The 19,967-nt window shown below is 38.2% G+C and carries 7 protein-coding genes; 6 read left to right on the forward strand and 1 reads right to left on the reverse strand.

Going from position 1 to position 19,967, the window contains the following annotated elements; genetic code table 11:
* Nucleotides 1-183: 183 nt before the first annotated feature.
* The gene (locus tag JDW14_04380) at nucleotides 184-1,173 is read right to left on the reverse strand and encodes an aspartate-semialdehyde dehydrogenase (GenBank protein QQD66338.1); all 990 of its coding nucleotides are present in this window, start codon (nucleotides 1,171-1,173) and stop codon (nucleotides 184-186) included.
* Nucleotides 1,174-1,542: 369 nt separating this feature from the next.
* Here JDW14_04380 and JDW14_04385 point away from each other — a divergent pair, with 369 nt between their 5' ends.
* The 6 genes from JDW14_04385 to JDW14_04410 all read left to right on the forward strand — a co-directional run bounded on the left by JDW14_04385 (nucleotide 1,543) and on the right by JDW14_04410 (nucleotide 19,964).
* Nucleotides 1,543-12,012: a DUF1542 domain-containing protein gene (locus tag JDW14_04385; GenBank protein ID QQD66339.1), complete on the forward strand. Its 10,470-nt coding sequence runs from the start codon at nucleotides 1,543-1,545 to the stop codon at nucleotides 12,010-12,012.
* A gap of 712 nt (nucleotides 12,013-12,724) precedes the next feature.
* Nucleotides 12,725-14,020, forward strand: a complete 1,296-nt coding sequence (lysA, locus tag JDW14_04390) for a diaminopimelate decarboxylase (protein QQD66340.1) — start codon at nucleotides 12,725-12,727, stop codon at nucleotides 14,018-14,020.
* Nucleotides 14,021-14,118: 98 nt separating this feature from the next.
* The gene (locus JDW14_04395) at nucleotides 14,119-15,021 is read left to right on the forward strand and encodes a 4-hydroxy-tetrahydrodipicolinate synthase (GenBank protein QQD66341.1); all 903 of its coding nucleotides are present in this window, start codon (nucleotides 14,119-14,121) and stop codon (nucleotides 15,019-15,021) included.
* Nucleotides 15,021-15,791 (forward strand): 4-hydroxy-tetrahydrodipicolinate reductase, encoded by a 771-nt coding sequence (locus JDW14_04400; protein ID QQD66342.1) that lies wholly within the window; start codon nucleotides 15,021-15,023, stop codon nucleotides 15,789-15,791. The genes JDW14_04395 and JDW14_04400 overlap by 1 nt, the downstream gene beginning before the upstream one ends.
* Before the next feature lie 319 nt (nucleotides 15,792-16,110).
* Nucleotides 16,111-17,088 (forward strand): glycosyltransferase family 2 protein, encoded by a 978-nt coding sequence (locus JDW14_04405; protein QQD66343.1) that lies wholly within the window; start codon nucleotides 16,111-16,113, stop codon nucleotides 17,086-17,088.
* Nucleotides 17,088-19,964 carry a YfhO family protein gene (locus JDW14_04410; protein ID QQD66344.1) on the forward strand — a complete coding sequence of 959 codons (2,877 nt, stop codon included), beginning with the start codon at nucleotides 17,088-17,090 and terminating at the stop codon, nucleotides 19,962-19,964. The genes JDW14_04405 and JDW14_04410 overlap by 1 nt, the downstream gene beginning before the upstream one ends.
* The last annotated feature ends 3 nt before the right edge of the window (nucleotides 19,965-19,967 follow it).

A 19,967-nucleotide genomic window follows, 5' to 3' on the forward strand; every position in this document is an offset into this window, starting at 1 on the left:
GTGCGACAATGAGTGTTTTGAAATGAAACACTGGAGTAAAATCCCACTGTGCGTTTTACGCACAGTGGGATTTTGTGAAGTGGAGGTCATTTCAGCTCGTTGGAGCCGTTATCTCCATTGTGCAAATAAATAAGCATCTATTATCTTAAAACGAATAATAGATGCTTATTTGAATTTATACGATTACACAATGCCTTGTTCAACTAATTGTTCTGCAATTTGAATTGAATTAGTTGCAGCTCCTTTACGCAAGTTATCAGCAACTACCCATAAATTAATACCATTTTCAACGGATTCATCACGACGGATACGTCCAACGAATACACCGTCTTTGTCGGCTGCTTGTGCTTGTAATGGATAGATAAGGTTTTTAGGGTCGTCTTGGACAATCACACCGTCCATTGATTCAAATGCTTGACGAATATCATCTAAATTAAAATCTTTTTCTAATTCCACATTAATCGACACAGCGTGAGAAGTATGAATTGGCACACGCACACAAGTTGCAGTTACTTTTAATGAGTCATCACCTAAAATTTTACGTGTTTCATTCACCATTTTAATTTCTTCTTTAGTATAACCATTATCCATAAAAACATCGATATGTGGTAAGACATTCTCATTAATTGAATAAGGGAATTTATTTGTTTCTTTATTTTCTAAATCTTGAATACCCGCTTGTCCTGCACCTGAAACTGCTTGATAAGTATTGTATACAATGCGTTTAATTCCATATGGTTTTAAAGCAACGAGTGGCACTACTGATTGAATTGTTGAACAGTTGGGATTTGCAATAATTTTATGATCAGCATCTAAGTCAGTTGGATTCACTTCAGGTACTACTAATGGAACATTTGGATCCATACGCCAAGCAGAACTATTATCGATAACAAAAATACCATTTTTAGCTGCGATTGGAGCATAGTGGAGTGACGCATCGCCACCAGCGGAAAAAATTGCAATTTCAATTGGAGCGACTAACGCATCATCAGTTAATTCTTGAATCATCACGTCTTTTCCTTTGAATTTAATAGTTTTACCAGCTGAACGTTTTGATGCAAATAAATAAAGTTCGTTGACAGGGAAGTTACGTTCTTCTAATACTTGAACCATTTTTCTACCAACGACACCAGAGGCACCGCAAACGGCAACATTATATGTTTTTTTATTCATTGTGATAGCTCCTAAATATTTTTATTAACAATGATTAGTAGTATTGGATATAATAAATGATTCACCACGCTATTAATCAATTATATTAAAATTACTGAAATTTTTAACATATGTCAAGTTTTTCATCTTATTATTCTAATGGTTATAATAAAATATAATTTTAGTGAAATATTAAATTTTAAATTTTCTTTTATTGATGAAATAGCAGATATGCTTGTGTTAGAGAATAAAGATGTTATAATGTTGCTAAGTACATGGTAAAAGTTAATAGATGTAAGAGGTTTGTGTGCTGCTTTTGCTTAACTCTTGTTTATTGACTAATGAATAGTACGTCTAATAGATAGTATAAAAGTATAGGGGTATATATAGATGTTTTATAAGAAAAAAGATCGTTTTTCAATTCGTAAGTTCAAGATAGGGGTCGGATCGGTTTTCTTAGGTTCGTTCCTTGTAGCTGGACCGCAAGTTTTTGCGGACACAGGTGAGACAGTCGAATCTGTACCGGAGTCAAGCTTAGCTAGTCCTGAGTTAGAGACTGTTGAAGAAGTGCCGGTTGAAGAGGAAACTTCAACGACAACTGCTGTTGTAGCAGAAGAGGTATCGGTTGCTGAAGAGATAACGCAAGTAGAAGAGTCTAGCCAAGCGCCAACTGACAAGAAAGCCTTGGAATCGGAAGTAGCTAAATTTGCTCATCTTGAGAGTGAAGAACGCTACCTTTATGCGACAACGAAGGAACAATATGATCAAGCACTTCAAGCTGCTAAGACAGTATTAGCTAATGATGCTGCTAGCCAAGAAGAAGTAGATCAAGCAGTGAGAGTCCTTCAAGTAGCAGAAGAAAGCTTGAATGGGGTTAAACCAGCTGAGGAGGAAACTACTCCAGAGGAAAAAGTAGTAGTAGAAGCTGAAAAAGTTGAAGGTCAAGTAGAACTGGTCGTAACAGAAGCTACTCAACCAGCTGAGGAAGCGAGCCGTTCAGCTGAACAACCAGCTGAAAAAACAGAAGTGACTTTCCCGACGGATAAGTTAACTTTAGAAGCCTTCAAACAGCTATCAGCAGCAGAAGTTAAAGCGTTGACTGAAGAACACTTCCGTCAATTAAACCTTAGCGATGAAGACGTTGCAGGATTGTCATTTGAATTAGCGAAGGCATTGTCAAGTAGCCGTACTTATCAACGCTATAATCGTTCAAGAGGAGAAATGCCAGAAGGAACAGGGTTCCGTACAGATTCAGCGGCAGATAAATTTAATCCACTTATCAATAGTAAAGTACCAGATATGGCTCAGGGGTCAACCTTACCAACAGATAGTGATACACTTCGTGATCTCTTTATCAGCAATCATAATGAATTACCAGCAGGAACCACATTCGAATGGGTAACACCTCCTTCTACGGTTGATGTAGTAGATAATGTTGTAGGAACCCTTAAAATTAAGTTTGCAGATAATTCTTCTAAAGAATTATCGGTTAAAATTAATGTGAAGGACCAAACGCCACCTGCAGAACCAAAAATAACATTGAAACCGGATGGTAGTGTGATAATCGTTCCGTCAGATTTTGATGATAGTAGCGAAATTGACATTACTGTTGGGGACAAAGCATATAAATTAAGAAAAAGTCAAAAAAATGATGGTTGGATAGATACGGTTACTAATTCTCGCTATAATTTGAGTGGTCCTATAGCTCTCTATCGTGAAATAGTTCATATTTTACCAATCGAATCACCGAGTGGAAAAGCTTTAGTTATAAAAGCGAAAACCTATGATGCGGCGGGTAATGCTTCCACAGAAAATGTAGTAACATTAAATCCAATTGTACCAAACCCCAAAACACCAAATGTAGTAACATTAAATGATCAAATCACAAAGGTTAAAAATGATATTGATAAGGCTGTAGCAGATAAAAATAAAGAGATTGAAGCTATTCCACACTTGACAGCAGATGAGATAACTGCGGCTAAAAAGAAAATCGAACAGGCTGCCAATGATGCGAAAAAGGCATTGGATCAGGAAAAGACAACTTATAGACGCGGGAGAATGACAGGAGATTATGAACAACTGGGGCTTAAAACCCAAAAAGGTCTAAATGACATTGCTGCTGTGCAGGCTTTAGCGAAGACCAAAGCTAATGGAGATATTAATACTGCTGCAACTGCTAAAATAGCCGCAATCAATGCTACGCCAAATGTTTCGGAGGAAGCTAAGCAAGTAGCAATTACAAAAGTAAACGATGCAGTTGAAAAAGCAAAAGCAGCGATTAATGAAGCAGGTACACCAACGGGCTTGATTAAAGTAGTAGAAGCTGGAACAGCAGCGATTGAAGCTGTAGAGGTAGCTGGACAAAAGACCCCGTTAGAAATTACTAAAGAAGAGGCGAAACAGGACCTTCAAAATGCCGCAGATGAAAAAATCAAAGCAATCACAGCCAATACCGATTTATCACCACTTGAACAAGCTGATGCTATCAATAGGGTAAATAAAGCAGTTGAAGATGGGAAAAAAGCGATTGATGCTGCGCAAAATGGAGACATTGCAACTAATGCAAGTACAGATGCAAAAGCAGCTTTTGAAAATTTAGGTAACGTAGGTAAAGATAATGTAAGAACAGCGATTGATACAGCAGCTGCTTCTAAAAAAGCAGCGATTGATGCTAACCCAGCTTTGACAACTGAGGAAAAGGATGCTGCAAAGAAAGAAGTAGACACTGCTGTTGAGGCAGCAAAAAAAGAAATCGACAGTGGAAATACTCAAGATGTTGTTAATACTGTAAAAGACAATGGGGTAAATGCTATTAATTCTGTAAATCCAACTCCGGTCAAGAAAGCCGAAGCTAAAGAAAAAGTTGCAGAAGTAAAACGTGAAAAAGAGCAAGTCATCGACAACAACACTGACTTGACGGCTGAAGAAAAACAAGCAGCTAAAGAAAAAGTTGCAGCAGAAGCTGATAAAGCTAATAAAGTGATTGATGCGGCAGCGTCTAATCAAGATGTAGCAGCTGCTCAAACAGCTGGAGAAACAGCCGTACGAGACGTTCCAGAAACAGCAGTCAAGAAAGCCGAAGCCAAAGCAGCCATTGACAAGAAAGCTGCAGATCGTAAGCTTGAGTTGGCGCTTAGAACGGACTTGTCACCAGAAGAAAAAGCGGCAGTATTTGCAGATGTAGAAAAAGCAGCTACAGCAGAAAAAGAAAAAGTTGACCAAGCGACTGATAATGCAGGTGTTGATGCAGCCAAAACTGCAGGTGAAAATGCTGTGAACGCAGTCGATAAAGTCGGAAAAGACCAAGCGAAAGCAGCGATTGATGCCGCTCAAAAAGCGAAAGATAAAGAAATCGATGACAACAAGGACTTGACGGCTGAAGAAAAACAAGCAGCTAAAGAGCAGACTAAACAAAAAGCAGCCGAAGCAAAACAAAACATCGATAACGCAACTGACCAAACTGGCGTAGACAAAGCGAAAACAGATGGAGAAGCAGCTGTAACAGGCGTAGCACCAACTGCCGATAAGAAAAATGAAGCAAACAAAGCGATTGATGATAAGGCAATGGAAGCTAAAAATGCCATTGACCAAAATCAAAACTTATCACAAGCTGAAAAAGACGCTAAAAAAGCCGAAGTAGATGCTGAAGCAAACAAAGCGAAAGATGCAATCGATGCCGCAACTAACAATGCTGAGGTTGATAAAGCTAAAAAAGCCGGTGAAGATGCAGTAAATGACATTCAAATAGTTGGTAAAGATAATGCGCTCAAAGCCATTGAGGACGCTGCAGCTGCAAAAGAAAAAGCTATCAATGACAATCCTGATTTAACAGAAGAAGAAAAAGCGAAAGCGAAAGAAGCTATTGCACAAGCTGCTAAGGACGAGAAACAAAAGGTTAACGATGCGAAAACTCAAGAGGCAGTAAACGCAGCTCAAACAGCAGGAGTAAAAGCAGTCAATGACGTAGAAGTTACTCCAACGAAGAAAAAAGACGCAAAAGCAGCGATTGATGAAAAGCTTAAAGAAAAAGAAAATTTTATCAATGCCGCAACTGGTTTGACAGAAGATGAGAAAACAGCTGCAAAAGAAGAAGCTAAGAAATTAGCAGAAGAAGCTAAAAAGCAAATTGAAGCATCAACAACGGATGCAGCTGTTGACAAAGCTAAAACAGACGGTATGGGTGAAATTGAAAAAGTAAACCCAAATGCTGTGACAAAACCAGAAGCGACGAAAGCTATCGATGAGGCAAAAGCAGCTAAAGAGCAGCAAGAGCAAGCAGTTGACGAGAATTCAGACTTAACGGATGAAGAAAAAGCAGCTGCTAAAGCGGAACTTGCTAAAAAAGCACAGGAAGCAAAAGATGCGATTGACGCTGCTACAACAGACGCTGCTGTTGGAGATGTAATAAACGAAACAGCACCGTTTTTCAATAATTATGATCCGAAACCAGTTCAAAAAGAAGCTGCCAAAGCGAAAATTGACGAAGTTGCAAAAATGAAGGAAGCTGCTATTGACAACAATACGCAAGCGACAGATGAAGAAAAAACAGCTGCTAAACAAAAAGTTCAAGAAGAAGCGAACAAAGCTAAAGAGGCAATCAATGCAGCGACTACAAATGCAGATGTCATCGCTAAAAAAGATGAGGGTATCGCAGCAATCAATGGCGTGGATGTAGCACCAAAAGAAAAAGCAGCGGCAAAAGAAGCGATTGATAGAGCAGCAGAAGCGAAGAAAGCGGAACTTATAGCGAACCCAGATCTTAGCACAGAAGAAAAACTGACTGCCATTCAAAAAGTTGATGCAGCAGCAAAAGCAGCGAAAGCGGCGATTGACGAAGCATCAACTGCTCTGACCGTTGACACTACAATGGACAATGGTGTGAAAGCAATCAATGTTAATCCAATCGCAAAAGACAAGCCAAAAGCAGAAATCGAGAAAGCTGCTGCTGATAAGATTGCTGACATTAATGCAGACGACAGAGCAACGCAAACAGAAAAAGCAGCAGCTATCCAAGAAGTGAATGCTGCTAAAGATAAAGCCTTACAAGCAATTGAGAATGCAGATGCAGCTAATAAAGTTACTGAAGTCGTTACTAATGGAAAACAAGAAATCGATGATGTTAAAGTTTCTCATGCAACTGCTGATGCTTTAGAAGCAGCGAAAGCGAAAGCGGAAACTGAACTCGATAAAGCCGCAGACGTGAAGAAAGACGAAATTACGAATAACGATGCTTTATCAGATGCAGAAAAAGAAGTAGCGAAAAAACAAGTAGATGACGCCGCCAAAGAAGCAAAAGAAAAAGCGAACGCAGCGACAACGTCAGAAGAAGCAGACCAAGCAGTAGAATCTGGTAAAACAGCTATCGATGACATCGCTCCAGTTGGTAAAGATAAAGCTAAAGAAGCTATTGACGATGCAGCAGTTGAGAAGAAAAATGCAATCGAAGGTGATAGCAGCTTAACAGCTGAAGAAAAACAAGCAGCTCAAGCTGTAGTCGATGCAGCAGCTAGTTCAGCCAAAGCAGAGATTGACAAAGCAACAGACCAAGCAGGTGTAGACAAAGCAAAAGAAGACGGTGAAACTGCAGTAACTGGTGTTCAACCAGCAGCAGCGAAAAAACAAGCCGCTAAAGACGCCATTGACAAGGCAAAAGAAGCAAAAGATCAAGAAATCGATGCGAATACAGCCTTGACAGAAGAAGAAAAAGCGAAAGCAAAAGAAGAAACACAAAAAGCTGCAGACGAAGCGAAAGCGAAAGTGGACGAAGCTGCTACAAACGAGGATGTAGCTAATGTTCGTGCTGAAGCAGAAGACAAGATTGAAAAACTTCAACCAACCGCAACTGCTAAAGACGACGCGAAAGCAGCTATTGCAGAAAAAGCGAAAGAAGCCGCTGAAGCGATTGATCAAAACAATGATTTAAGCGAAGCAGAAAAAGCAGCCGCAAAAGCGGATATCGAAGCAAAAGCAGAAGAAGCGAACAAAGCAATTGATGCAGCCGCAAATCAAGCAGCTGTAGACACAGCGAAAGCAGATGGTGAAAGAGATATTGAAGGTATTTCTCCAATCGCAAAAGACAAAGAAAAAGATGCGATTGACGCAAAAGCAGTTGAGAAGAAAAATGCAATCGAAGGCGATAACAACTTAACAGCTGAAGAAAAACAAGCTGCTCAAGCCGAAGTAGATGCAGCAGCCAATGCCGCTAAAGCAGAGATTGACAAAGCAACTGACAAAGCGGCTGTAGACCAAGCGAAAGCAGCCGGTGAAAAAGCAATTGAAGCTGTTACTGGAACAGCTGCAACGAAGCAAGATGCTAAAGACGCGATTGACAAGGCAAAAGAAGCAAAAGACAAAGAAATCGATGCGAATACAGCCTTGACAGATGAAGAAAAAGCGGAAGCGAAGAAAGAAGTAGCAAAAGCTTCAGACGACGCTAAAGCAGTAATTGAGGCAGCGACAACGGATAAAGCAGTTGCAGATGAAAAAGCTAAAGCTATCAAGGCAATCGACGAAGTATCACCAAGTGGTGTTTCAAAAGACGAAGCGAAAGCCGCGATTGACGCAGCCGCAGAGATGAAGAAAGCTCGCATTGAAGCAAACCCTGTCTTGACAATTGAAGAAAAAGAAGCTGAAAAAGCCAAAGTGGATGCAGAAGTCACAAAAGCTAAAGCCGCAATTGATGCAGCAGCAGTTAATCAAGCTGTAATTGATGCAAAAGCAGCAGGAATCAAAGCGATTGACTCAGTGACACCTGATACGACTGCAAAAGCAGATGCCAAAGCAGCAATTGACAAGGCAAAAGAAGCAAAAGACAAAGAAATAGATGCAGATAAAGCCTTGACAGATGAAGAAAAAGTAGTGGCGAAAGCAGCCGTTGAAGTAGCAGCAACAAAAGCCAAAGCAGCAATCGAGAACGCAACTGACAAAGCTGGTGTTGATACAGCGAAAGCTGACGGTGAAACTGCAGTAACTGACGTTCAACCAGCAGCAGCGAAAAAACAAGTTGCTAAAGATATCCTTGATGCCGTTGCAGACGTGAAGAAAGCCGCGATTGATGCCAACACTGCTTTGACAACTGAAGAAAAAGAAGCAGCGAAAGCGAAAGTCGATGAAGCTGTAACAGCAGCAAAAGAAAGCATTGATATAGCTACTAAGAATGCAGCCGTGGATACAGCAAAAGCTGACGGTGTGACAGCGATTAAAGATGCACCAGTCACAGCAACAGTGAAAGATGAAGCTAGAAAAGCGATTGATGAAGCTGCAAAAGCGAAAAAAGCTGCAATCTTAGCGAAAGATAACCTTTCAGTAGCTGAAAGATTATCTGCAGTAGAAGATGTTAATACAGCAGCCGATAAAGCCAAAGAAGCGATAAATGCTGCAGATACAGATGAAGCTGTCAATACAGCAGCGAACAATGGTAAAGCTGAAATTGAGGCAATCAACCCAGTCGCAAAAGAAGCAGCAAAAGCAGAAATCGAGAAAGCTGCTACTGATAAGATTACTGCTATCAATGCAGACGACAGAGCAACGCAAGAAGAAAAAGCAGCAGCTATCCAAGAAGTGAATGCTGCTAAAGATAAAGCCTTACAAGCAATTGAGGATGCAGATGCAGCAGATAAAGTTACTGAAGCCGTTACTAATGGTCAAAACGAAATCAAAGCTGTTGAAGTTTCTCATGCAACTGCTGATGCTTTAGAAGCAGCGCTAGCGAAAGCGGAAACTGAAATTGACAAAGCCGCAGAAGCTAAGAAAGACGAAATTGCGAAGAACGACGCTTTATCAGAAGCAGAAAAAGAAGCAGCGAATAAACAAGTTGATGACGCTGTAAAAGAAGCAAAAGAAAAAGCGAATGCAGCGACAACACCAGAAGAAGCAGACCAAGCGAAAGAATCTGGTAAAACAGCTATCGATAGCATCGCTCCAGTTGGTAAAGACAAAGCAAAAGATGCCATTGACAAGGCAAAAGAAGCAAAAGACAAAGAAATTGATGCGAATAAAGCTTTGACAGAAGAAGAAAAAGCGAAAGCGAAAGCAGACGTTGAAAAGGCCGCAGCCGATGCGAAAAAAGCAATCGACGACGCAATGGACAATGATGGTGTTGATACAGCGAAAACAGACGGTGAAACTGCAGTAACTGGTGTTCAACCAGCAGCAGCGAAAAAACAAGCCGCTAAAGAAGCCATTGACAAGGCAAAAGAAGCAAAAGATCAAGAAATCGATGCGAATAAAGCCTTGACAGAGGAAGAAAAAGCGAAAGTAAAAGAAGAAACACAAAAAGCTGCAGACGACGCGAAAGCGAAAGTGGACGAAGCTGCTACGAACGAAGATGTAGCTAATGTTCGTGCTGAAGCTGAAGACAAGATTGAAAAACTTCAACCAACCGCAAGTGCTAAAGACGACGCGAAAGCAGCTATTGCAGAAAAAGCGAAAGAAGCCGCTGAAGCGATTGATCAAAACAAGGATTTAAGCGAAGCAGAAAGAGAAGCTGCTAAAGCTGAAATTGCAGAAAAAGCAGAAGAAGCGAACAAAGCGATTGACGAAGCGGCAAACCAAGCAGCTGTAGACAAAGCTAAAGCAGATGGTGAAACAGCTATCGAAGGTATCGCTCCAATCGCAAAAGACAAGCCGAAAGCAGAAATCGAACAGGCTGCTACTGATAAGATTGCTGCTATCAATGCAGACGACAGAGCAACGCAAGAAGAAAAAGCAGTAGCTATCCAAGAAGTGAATGCTGCTAGAGATAAAGCCTTACAAGCAATTGAGGATGCAGATGCAGCAGATAAAGTTACTGAAGCCGTTACTAATGGTCAAAACGAAATCAAAGCTATTGAAGTTTCTCATGCAACTGCTGATGCTTTAGAAGCAGCGAAAGCGAAAGCGGAAACTGAAATTGACAAAGCCGCAGAAGCTAAGAAAGACGAAATTATGAATAACGATGCTTTATCAGATGCAGAAAAAGAAGCAGCGAAAAAACAAGTAGATGACGCTGCAAAAGAAGCAAAAGAAAAAGCGAACGCAGCGACAACGCCAGAAGAAGCAGACAAAGCATTAGAATCTGGTAAAACAGCTATCGATGACATCGCTCCAGTTGGTAAAGATAAGGCCAAAGAAGCGATTGACGATGCAGCAGTTGAGAAGAAAAATGCAATCGAAGGTGATAACAGTTTAACAGCTGAAGAAAAACAAGCAGCTCAAGCTGCAGTAGATGCAGCAGCTAATTCAGCCAAAGCAGAGATTGACAAAGCAACAGACCAAGCAGGTGTAGACCAAGCAAAAGAAGACGGTGAAACTGCAGTAACTGGTGTTCAACCAGCAGCAGCGAAAAAACAAGCTGCTAAAGATACCCTTGATGCCGTTGCAGACGTTAAGAAAGCAGCGATTGATGCCAACACTGCTTTGACAAATGATGAAAAAGAAGCAGCGAAAGCGAAAGTCGATGAAGCTGTAACAGTAGCAAAAGAAAGCATTGATGAAGCTACTACGAATGCAGCCGTGGATACTGCAAAAGCTGACGGTGTGACAGCGATTAAAGACGTGCCAGTCACAGCAACAGTTAAAGATCAAGCTAGAAAAGCGATTGATGAAGCTGCAAAAGCGAAAAAAGCTGAAATCAAGGCGAAAGATGATCTTTCAGCAGATGAAAAATTATCTGCAGTAGAAGATGTTGATACAGCAGCCGATAAAGCCAAAGAAGCGATTAATGTTGCAGAGAGAGAGGAAGCTGTCAATACAGCAGCGAACAAGGGTAAAGCTGAAATCGAGGCAATCAACCCAGTTGCAAAAGCCGCAGCAAAAGCAGAAATCGATGAAGCAGCGCAAGCTAAGAAAGACGAAATTGCGAAGAACGACGCTTTATCAGAAGCAGAAAAAGAAGCAGCGAAAAAACAAGTTGATGACGCTGCAACAGCTGCGAAAGAAAAAGTGGACGAAACGACAACACAAGAAGCAGTTAATGAAATTGTAGACACTACAACCTTTGTTGTGTTACCAAGTGAGAAACTTCCAGTAGCAAACATTAATCAGTTAACAGATGCTGAGCAAGACAAACTTGTCAATGAATTAGCGCGCCGTAACCCTAATGCGAAAATCACAGTTGGTGAAAATGGTACAATACTTGTTGATAAGTCTAAAATCTCAACTATTGATTTAGTAGTTCAAGGAAGATATGATCTTGGATTGGCTGACTTCAATGATAAACCAATCTTGAATCTTGGTGCAGATGATGACAATGATGGTTTAACAACTCTTGAAGAATTACAACTTGGAACAAATCCATTAATTCAAGATACTGATGGTGATGGCTTTGATGATGGTACTGAAGTTAAGAATGATACAAACCCACTTGATAAGAACAGCTATCCAGGAAGCAATAGCCATTCAGGTAATCAAGGAGATACTTCAAATACTGGTAACACTGAAAACCAAGGTGATACAGCAAATCCTGGAAATCCTGGAAACCAAGGTGGCACAGAGAACACTGGTAAAGCTGAAAACCAAGGTGGTACATCAAATCCTGACAATACAGAAAACCAAGGTGGTACAGAAAATTCTGGAAACACAGGCAACCAAGGTAGCACAGCAAATACTGGTAACACAGAAAACCAAGGTGATACAGCAAATTCTGGCAATACAGAAAACCAAGGCGGTACAGAAAATCCTGGCAATACAGGCAGCCAAGGTGATACATCAAATCCTGGAAACACAGGCAACCAAAATGACACAGCAAAAGCAATTTCTGGCAAAGAATTACCAAATACAGGTGAATCTGCTTCAATGATTATTGGAAGTGCTGCAGCAATTTCTATTCTAGCTGGTCTAGGCTTAGTAGCAACTGGTCGCAAAGAAGATGAAGAAGCGTAAAATTGTAGTAATCAGATTACATATTCATTTTTAGCGTAGGTAGACTCCTTGTTATTTTGTGTTGAAAGTAATAAATAAAGTTTTAGGGAATGGGTAGAAAGTCAGTCAACTTTATCCAATCGAATTAAAGATACTGATGTAACATCATGCTAACTACTTGATTTATTAAAAGTTCTGACTTTTTATCTGTCTCTCTTTAAAAGTAGGTTGGATTATATTTCAAAATACCTGTTATTTAGTTTTAAATCGATAATATAAAAATGGTACTAGACAGTAGTGATTTCTTAAATTAATTTCACTCTAGCTGGTCAATCAATATATTATATAAGCAATTTTCTTTGGCTTTTACGGTATTTTGAGGTGGCATCTCCATTTTTCAAATTTCATCAATTATAAAGTTATTAGAATAATTGACAATAATATAATTTATTGTTATAGTAAGAGAAATAAGTGGATGTGCGAGGCGCGAATGACAAGAGTACAACGAATAGTTGGAAAGGGGATTTCGCCGAAACAAGTGTTCTTGTTGGGGGCAGGTTGAATAAATCTGTCACTGTTTAAGTTGGCTGCCCAGTTAACTTGAAAGTGCAATCATCACACTGGGCTAATGGAATCTACCAAGAAATGCAATGACTATTTTTGTAATGGAAGATCCACAAACCTAGTGTTTGTGGGTCTTTTTTTGAATTTGTAATAAAGAATGGAGTCACCTATGAAATTAGAAACATATCAAATTATTAAAAATAATGCATTAACACATCGTGGACATCAATACCATGAATTAGCAACTCAATATGGTACGCCACTTTATATTTTTGACGAAACAAGTTTTAAAGAACGGGTATTAGCATATAAAAAATCGTTTGAATCACCGTACTTTGAAACACAAATTTTATATGCATCAAAAGCACTTTTAACAAAAGCAATTGGTAAATTGATTGCCCAACTAGGGATTGGTCAAGATGTTGTTAGTGGCGGTGAGATTTATGTTGGGCTTGCAGCAGGAGTACCGGCTGAAAATATGTATTTCCATGGCAATAATAAAACGAATGCTGAACTGTCGTATGCGATTGAACAAGGTGTCGGAACGATAGTCATTGATAATCGTATGGAAATTAGTCGTGTTAATCAAATTGCAAATGAAAAGAACACTGTTCAGCGAGTTTTATTACGTCTGAATCCTGGTGTTGAGGCGCATACACATGATTATATTAAAACAGCGCATTTAGATTCAAAATTTGGAGAAAGTGTCTTTGATTCTGAAATTGAAGCAGTTATCAAAAAAATGGTTGATGCACCTAATCTAATGTTTGCTGGATTCCATTGTCATATTGGTAGCCAAATTTTTGACCAGACATCCTTTTTAAAAGCAGCTAGTGAAATGTTAGCTTTCGCTCAGACAATCGAGCAAAAACTTGAGATTCGGATTGAAGAAATCAATTTTGGTGGTGGTTTTGGTGTTTATTATACAAGTGATGACACTCCATTTGATGTGACTGAATTTTTACCACAATTTACGGAGTTTATTCATGAAGAAAGTCAACGTCTTGGCTTATCATTGAAAAAAATTACAATTGAACCAGGTCGTTCGCTAGTAAATGCATCAGGAAGTACTTTGTATACGGTTGGTGATATTAAACACACTACTGGAGGAAAAGATTATTTATTTATTGACGGTGGAATGAGTGATAATATTCGTCCAGCATTGTATCAAGCAAAATACGAGGCGATTTTAACGAATAAAGCGACACAAGATGCAATGACACGCTATACAATTGCAGGAAAAGCGTGTGAAAGTGGGGATAAAATTATTGAGTCCATTGAATTGCCGGTAGCTGAAACAGGGGATTTATTATTAGTCAATGGAACTGGTGCATATAATTATACAATGGCAAGTCATTATAATCGTTTACCAAAACCGGCGATGATTCATATTGATGGCGATTCACATCGTTTAACTGTTAAGCGTGAAAGTTATGAGGATTTAATGCGACATGAATTAGATTAAACATGAAGAAAGAGCATTTTCACTGAACAAAAGTATAGAAGTATGTTAAGTTGGAAATAAAGTCTATTCGAACAAATCCAAATTAGGAGGAATATATAATGGAAATTTTTACAGGTTCAGCAGTAGCTTTAGTAACACCTTTTGATGAAAAAGGCGATGTTGATTGGCAAGCATTTGATGAATTATTAATGTTTCATTTAGAGAATGAAACAGATGCATTGGTGATTACTGGAACGACAGGTGAAGTATCAACTTTAAGTGATGAAGAACAAATTCAATTAATTGAGCGAGCAGTACAAATTGTAAATGGTAAAATACCCGTTGTTGCAGGAACAGGTATCAATGATACTCGTCACTCAATCGTTTTGAGTCAAGCGGCAGAAAAAGTAGGTGCTGATTCCTTATTATTAGTAACCCCTTATTATAATAAAGCCAATACTGAGGGAATGTTGCGTCACTTTACTGCGATTGCTGATTCTGTTTCAATTCCGATTATTTTATATCATGTACCAGGACGCACTGGTGCAACGCTAACGGTTGAACAGGTGGTTACATTGGCACAGCATCCTAATATTGTAGCAATCAAAGATGCGACAGGTGACCTAGAGTATACGGCAAAATTAGCAGCTGCTGTCAATCTTGATGAGTTTGCAATTTACTCTGGGAATGATGATTTGATTTATGATGTAATGGCATTGGGTGGTAAAGGTGTTATTTCAGTTTTAGCCAATGTATTACCAAGAGAAACACATGCTTTGTGTCAGTATTATTTGGACGGTCATAAAGAACAAGCTAAACAATTACAGCAACAATACGCTGAATTAATTGACTCATTATTTGTTGAAGTGAACCCAATTCCAGTAAAATATTTACTTCATTTAATGGGACGAGTAGAAAACCAATACCGTCTACCATTGTGGGAACCGAGTGATGCCGTAAAAGCCTTATTAACAAATCAATTGGCACAAGTAGAACAGTATCGTAAAGCAGGTGAAATCTAATGCAAATCATACTTGTAGGTTCAAGTGGAGCAATGGGGAAATCAATTGTACGCTTTTGTGAGCAAGATAATCCTTATGAAATTTATGTTGGCATTCAAGCTGATAAAGAAAAAGATGAACTCTATCCTATTTTTCATCGGTTTGAAGAGTTATCAGAATATGTTGCCAATCAAAATGAAAAACCTGATGTGATTATTGACTTTTCAACACCGTATTTGACGGAAGAATTATTAGCATTTGCGACTGCTTATCAAATACCGATTGTACTAGCAACTACTGGACAAAATGAAACTCAAATTGAACAAATTCGTCAAGCGAGCCAACAGATTGCGATTTTAGATACGCATAATACGAGTATTGGTGTGGCAGTGATGCAACAAACTTTAGCAAGCTTAACGAGAACTTTGTATCCTTTGGGTTATGATATTGAAATTATTGAAAAACATCATCGCTATAAAAAAGACGCACCGAGCGGAACAGCGATTATGCTAAAACAAGCGATTGAATCGATGATTGACGAGAAAATGACATCTGTCTATGGACGTGAGGGATTGTCTCAAGGCCGACAACGTGAGGAAATCGGTATTCATGCTATACGTGGTGGGGATATAGTAGGTGAGCATACGGTTATTTTTGCTAATAATCAAGAAACAATCGAAATTACACACCGAGCTGGGTCAAAAGAACTATTTGTGCGAGGAGCATTGCAGTGTGCAGAGTTTGTTGTTACAAAATCAGCTGGCTTATATAGTATGGTTGATTTAATGTAAGGGGAGTAATGAATTGAAGACTATGCAGTAAATAGCTGTATAGTCTTTTTTATGCTATGTAATATGGTGAAATCAATTAATTTTTCAGAGTGTGGATTATTAATATGAAATATTCAAATAAATTTAAAAGAAAATCAATACCTATCTGCAAGAAAATATGGTAAAGTATTATTATATGTACTTAAATTGATTTGCTATTTTGATAGTCTTAATGTATATTTTTTATTTTAGCTTAACCAAAATTTAAGTATAAATGCTAAAATAGCAAAATCTAGTATGTTATTTAGTTGTAAGAATTAACTTTGAGGAGGATATGACGATGAAAATGTCTGTAATGGTCCCATTTTATAATGAAGAGGGAATGATTCAATTAACTCATTCAACCATTGTGTTAGTATTAGATGAAATGGTTAATCGACGCAATCAAACATTAGACGATAAAATTGAATTGGAATTTGTATATGTTAATGATGGAAGTCGGGATAATACATTCCAATTACTGAAAAAAATTGCGTCTGCAGATAAGCGTGTGAAGTACGTGAGCTTTAGCCGAAATTTTGGTAAAGATGCTGCTACAATTGCCGGCTTGCGTTATGCAACAGGAGATATTGTCGTAATGATGGATGGCGATTTACAACATCCACCTCAAGTAGTGGAACAAATGCTGGACGCTTATTTTGAAGGATACGATGTCGTATCGGCTCGTAGAACACGTGAAGGTGAAGATGCCAAAGAAACCTTCTTCGCAAAATGGTTCTATCGTTTATCCAATAGTATGATGGATGTCAAATTAACGGACGGTGTTTCAGAGTTTCGTTTATTTAGCCGTAAAGCAGTTAATGCTGTGTTAGCTTTACCAGAATATAATCGGTTTGCGAAAGGACTATTTTCATGGATTGGATTTAAAGAAAAAATTGTTGAGTATCCGAATCAAGTGCGTGAAGTAGGGGTAACAAAGTTTGGCTTTAAACGCAATATTAACTATGCTGTTCAAGGTATTTTATCATTTAATGATAAGCCATTGCGTATTTGTATTAAAACAGGACTATTTTGTGTTGCGATTGCGGTGCTTTATCTTATTTGGATGTTTATTTCGTGGCTGATTAACCCGAATACTTTAGTCAGTGGTTACTTTACAACTTTATTTGCGATTGTATTATTCGGTGGTGTGCAGTTAATTTCGATTGGTGTATTAGGTGAGTATATCGGTAAAATATATTACGAAGTTAAACGTCGTCCACATTACTTAGTAGATGAGTCAAATATCGAATCAATTGGAAAGGATCAAGTACAATAATGGAGACATATAACGAGAAATTTTGGCAATTTTATCGAACTAAAAAAGGTTTATACACGATTAGTGCCTTATTACCGATGTTAGTGATGCTATTCGTTTGGGTATTTATGGGAGTTTTTCCTTTTGGCACTAAAACGCTAATGTCGATTGACTTTGGTCAACAATATATTAGTTTATATCAATTCTTCAAAAAAACTGTGTTATCAGGCGATTGGAGTGGTTTATTTTATTCATTTTCTAAATCAATCGGTGGGGGAATGATTGGGATATGGGGCTTTAATTTAATTAGTCCATTTAACTTAATTTATGTTCTATTTCCAACGGCTGAATTTCGTTGGGCGATTACACTGACAATTTGGTTGCGTTATGGTGCGACTGCTTTGGCGTTTAGTCATTTATTAATTAAACGTTATAATGGTCATCTTAATAATCGCCGTTTCTTAGTGCCAATATTATCAGCAGCCTATGCGATGTGTGGGTTAATCGTTAGCTATCAAATGAATCCTATTTTCTATGATGCGATGATTATGTTGCCGATTGTTATTATTTATTTGGAAGAGTTACTTGACGGTGGTCGTGGTTGGAAATATGCCGTTCTTTTATCGCTAACATTGATGTTCCACTTCTATATGGGATACATGATTTGCTTATTTATTGTCCTTTATACATTGTACTATTTAACTGGAAAAGATATTAGTTGGAAAAATGCGATTCGACCGATTATCCGAGTAGCTGCTTATTCAGTGGTGGCAGCTGGTGCGATGATGTGGCTCTTGTATCCAATTTTTTTAAATCTCTTGATTTCTAAAGGTGCGTATCAAAATAATTTAGATTTTGATTGGAATTTTCAAATTCGACCATTAGATATTTTAGCAAAATTTATGATTGGAGCTTTTGATAGTGAATCATGGCCAGCAGGTCCTAACTTGCCCAATGTCTTTATTGGTAGTTTAGCATTATTTGGTTTCGGTGCTTTTTTTGCTAATAAATCCATTTCACGTAAACAAAAATGGGCAGCTGCTTTGGTAATGTTTGTGTTCTTCATTGCGATTGTCAATGAATTTTTCAATAAAGTATGGCATATGAGTCAAACACCAGCTGGATTTTTCTATCGTTTTTCTTGGATTATTTCATTCTTCATGGTGTTATTGAGTTATCGTGCTCTGCATAATTGGCAAGGAAAAAGTTGGCGATTTGTAAGTTTAGGTGCAGCATTCATCTATTTATCGGCTGAATGGGTGTTTCGTAATGAATTTTCGTTTTTCAATTATCGTCAAACGAATGAAATTATGTTGGTATTAGAAAATTATTTAGGTTTAGCGTTTCGATTGTTGATTATCTTATTTGCTTTTTCAGCCTTACAATATAAAGGTAACAAAGAAAAACGTAAACGGTATATCATTATCGGTTCGTCTGTATTAGTCTTTTTATTGATTAGCATTTTAAGTTATTTTAAAGTGCTGGTTACTTTGCAGACGCTATCTCTTGTGACATGGTGTGTGACTTTAATAGTATTGTCATTTGGTTTAAAACGTGTGACTTGGGCAATGATTTCGGCATTGACTATTTTTGAGTTAGGGTTTAATGCGTATGTTTCTCAAAGTCGCATGGGATATGATAATGCCAATCATTTCAAAGATGCACAAGTATCCGTTAAGCCAGTCATCGACCAAATTCGTCCGTCAAAACAAGGGGAATTTTATCGTATTAATAAGTTATTTGAACGTAGTAAAAATGACCCGTTCATGTATGATTATCCTGGTTTAACGCATTTTAGTTCCAATATGGAACGCTCGACATTGAGTTTTATGACGAATATGGGTGATTCAGGAAGTAATGCGTCTAGTTTTTATGGGAACGGAACAGCCTTTATGGATGCTTTTTATGGAGTTAAATATGTCGTTGATTTCCTAAATTATACAAATGATGATATGTTGAAATATCCAGAACGTCGTTTCTTTAGTCGCAATACTACTCGAACAGATTTAACCGATTATTATACGAAAATTTGGGAAAACGACCGTTATGCAATTTATGAAAATCCGAATGTATTACCAATTGCCTTTGGAGTTAATGCTGAAGTGACTGATTTGACTTTCTATGCGAATCAAATTGTGAAGACTTATAATGAGCTATTCTCAGCATTGAGTGGTCAAACGGAAGATATTTTTAAATCGGAACCATTAGCAGATGCTACATTGACAAATGTGGAATTAGTACAAAATGGTAATAGTAAGATTTATCGTAAAATTGATAAAACCCAAAATGGAACGATCGAGTTTAAAATAATTCCTAAAAATAATGATACGCACTATTTGAATGCACCACTGTCATTAAAACGTAAAAAGGGGGGAGCCATTGATATTCGATTAAATGGACGCTGGTACGAGTATCAACATTCATTTGACGGACAACAATTATGGAATATCGCTCATAAGCAACAAGGGGAAGAGATTATCTTTTCAATTACATTGGGTACGAGTGAAGAAGTTGATTTGACCGATTTATATTTAATTACGGCAAATCAACAATTGACTGAACCACTTATTCAAAAAAGAGCAGCACAAGGGATGAAAGTGTCCGAATGGGGTAATAATTTCGTTAAAGGTAATGTGAATATTACTGATAATAGCACTTATATGATGACATCTATCCCTTATAATTTAGGTTGGCATGTGCTAGTGGATGGTCAAGAAGTAGCAATAAAGGAAACATGGGGAGCATTTTTATCATTCCCGATTACGAGTGGTCAACATACTATTGAAATGAGATTTAAACCGGATGGTTGGACTGTTGGTTTATTATTAAGTGGTGTATCCATTGTATTGTTACTGGCACTTCATTTAATAGAAGAGCGATACAGACGAGGAGTTTAGTTC

This window comes from Aerococcaceae bacterium zg-252 (assembly GCA_016237705.1).
In the GTDB taxonomy this organism is placed as follows: domain Bacteria; phylum Bacillota; class Bacilli; order Lactobacillales; family Aerococcaceae; genus Globicatella; species Globicatella yangjingiae.

Bases quoted from the DNA above. Each gene is read 5' to 3' on its own strand.
- JDW14_04385 (QQD66339.1), top strand. From the start codon at position 1,543: ATGTTTTATAAGAAAAAAGATCGTTTTTCAATTCGTAAGTTCAAGATA.
- JDW14_04380 (QQD66338.1), bottom strand. From the start codon at position 1,173: ATGAATAAAAAAACATATAATGTTGCCGTTTGCGGTGCCTCTGGTGTC.
- JDW14_04395 (QQD66341.1), top strand. From the start codon at position 14,119: ATGGAAATTTTTACAGGTTCAGCAGTAGCTTTAGTAACACCTTTTGAT.
- JDW14_04400 (QQD66342.1), top strand. From the start codon at position 15,021: ATGCAAATCATACTTGTAGGTTCAAGTGGAGCAATGGGGAAATCAATT.
- lysA (QQD66340.1), top strand. From the start codon at position 12,725: ATGAAATTAGAAACATATCAAATTATTAAAAATAATGCATTAACACAT.
- JDW14_04405 (QQD66343.1), top strand. From the start codon at position 16,111: ATGAAAATGTCTGTAATGGTCCCATTTTATAATGAAGAGGGAATGATT.
- JDW14_04410 (QQD66344.1), top strand. From the start codon at position 17,088: ATGGAGACATATAACGAGAAATTTTGGCAATTTTATCGAACTAAAAAA.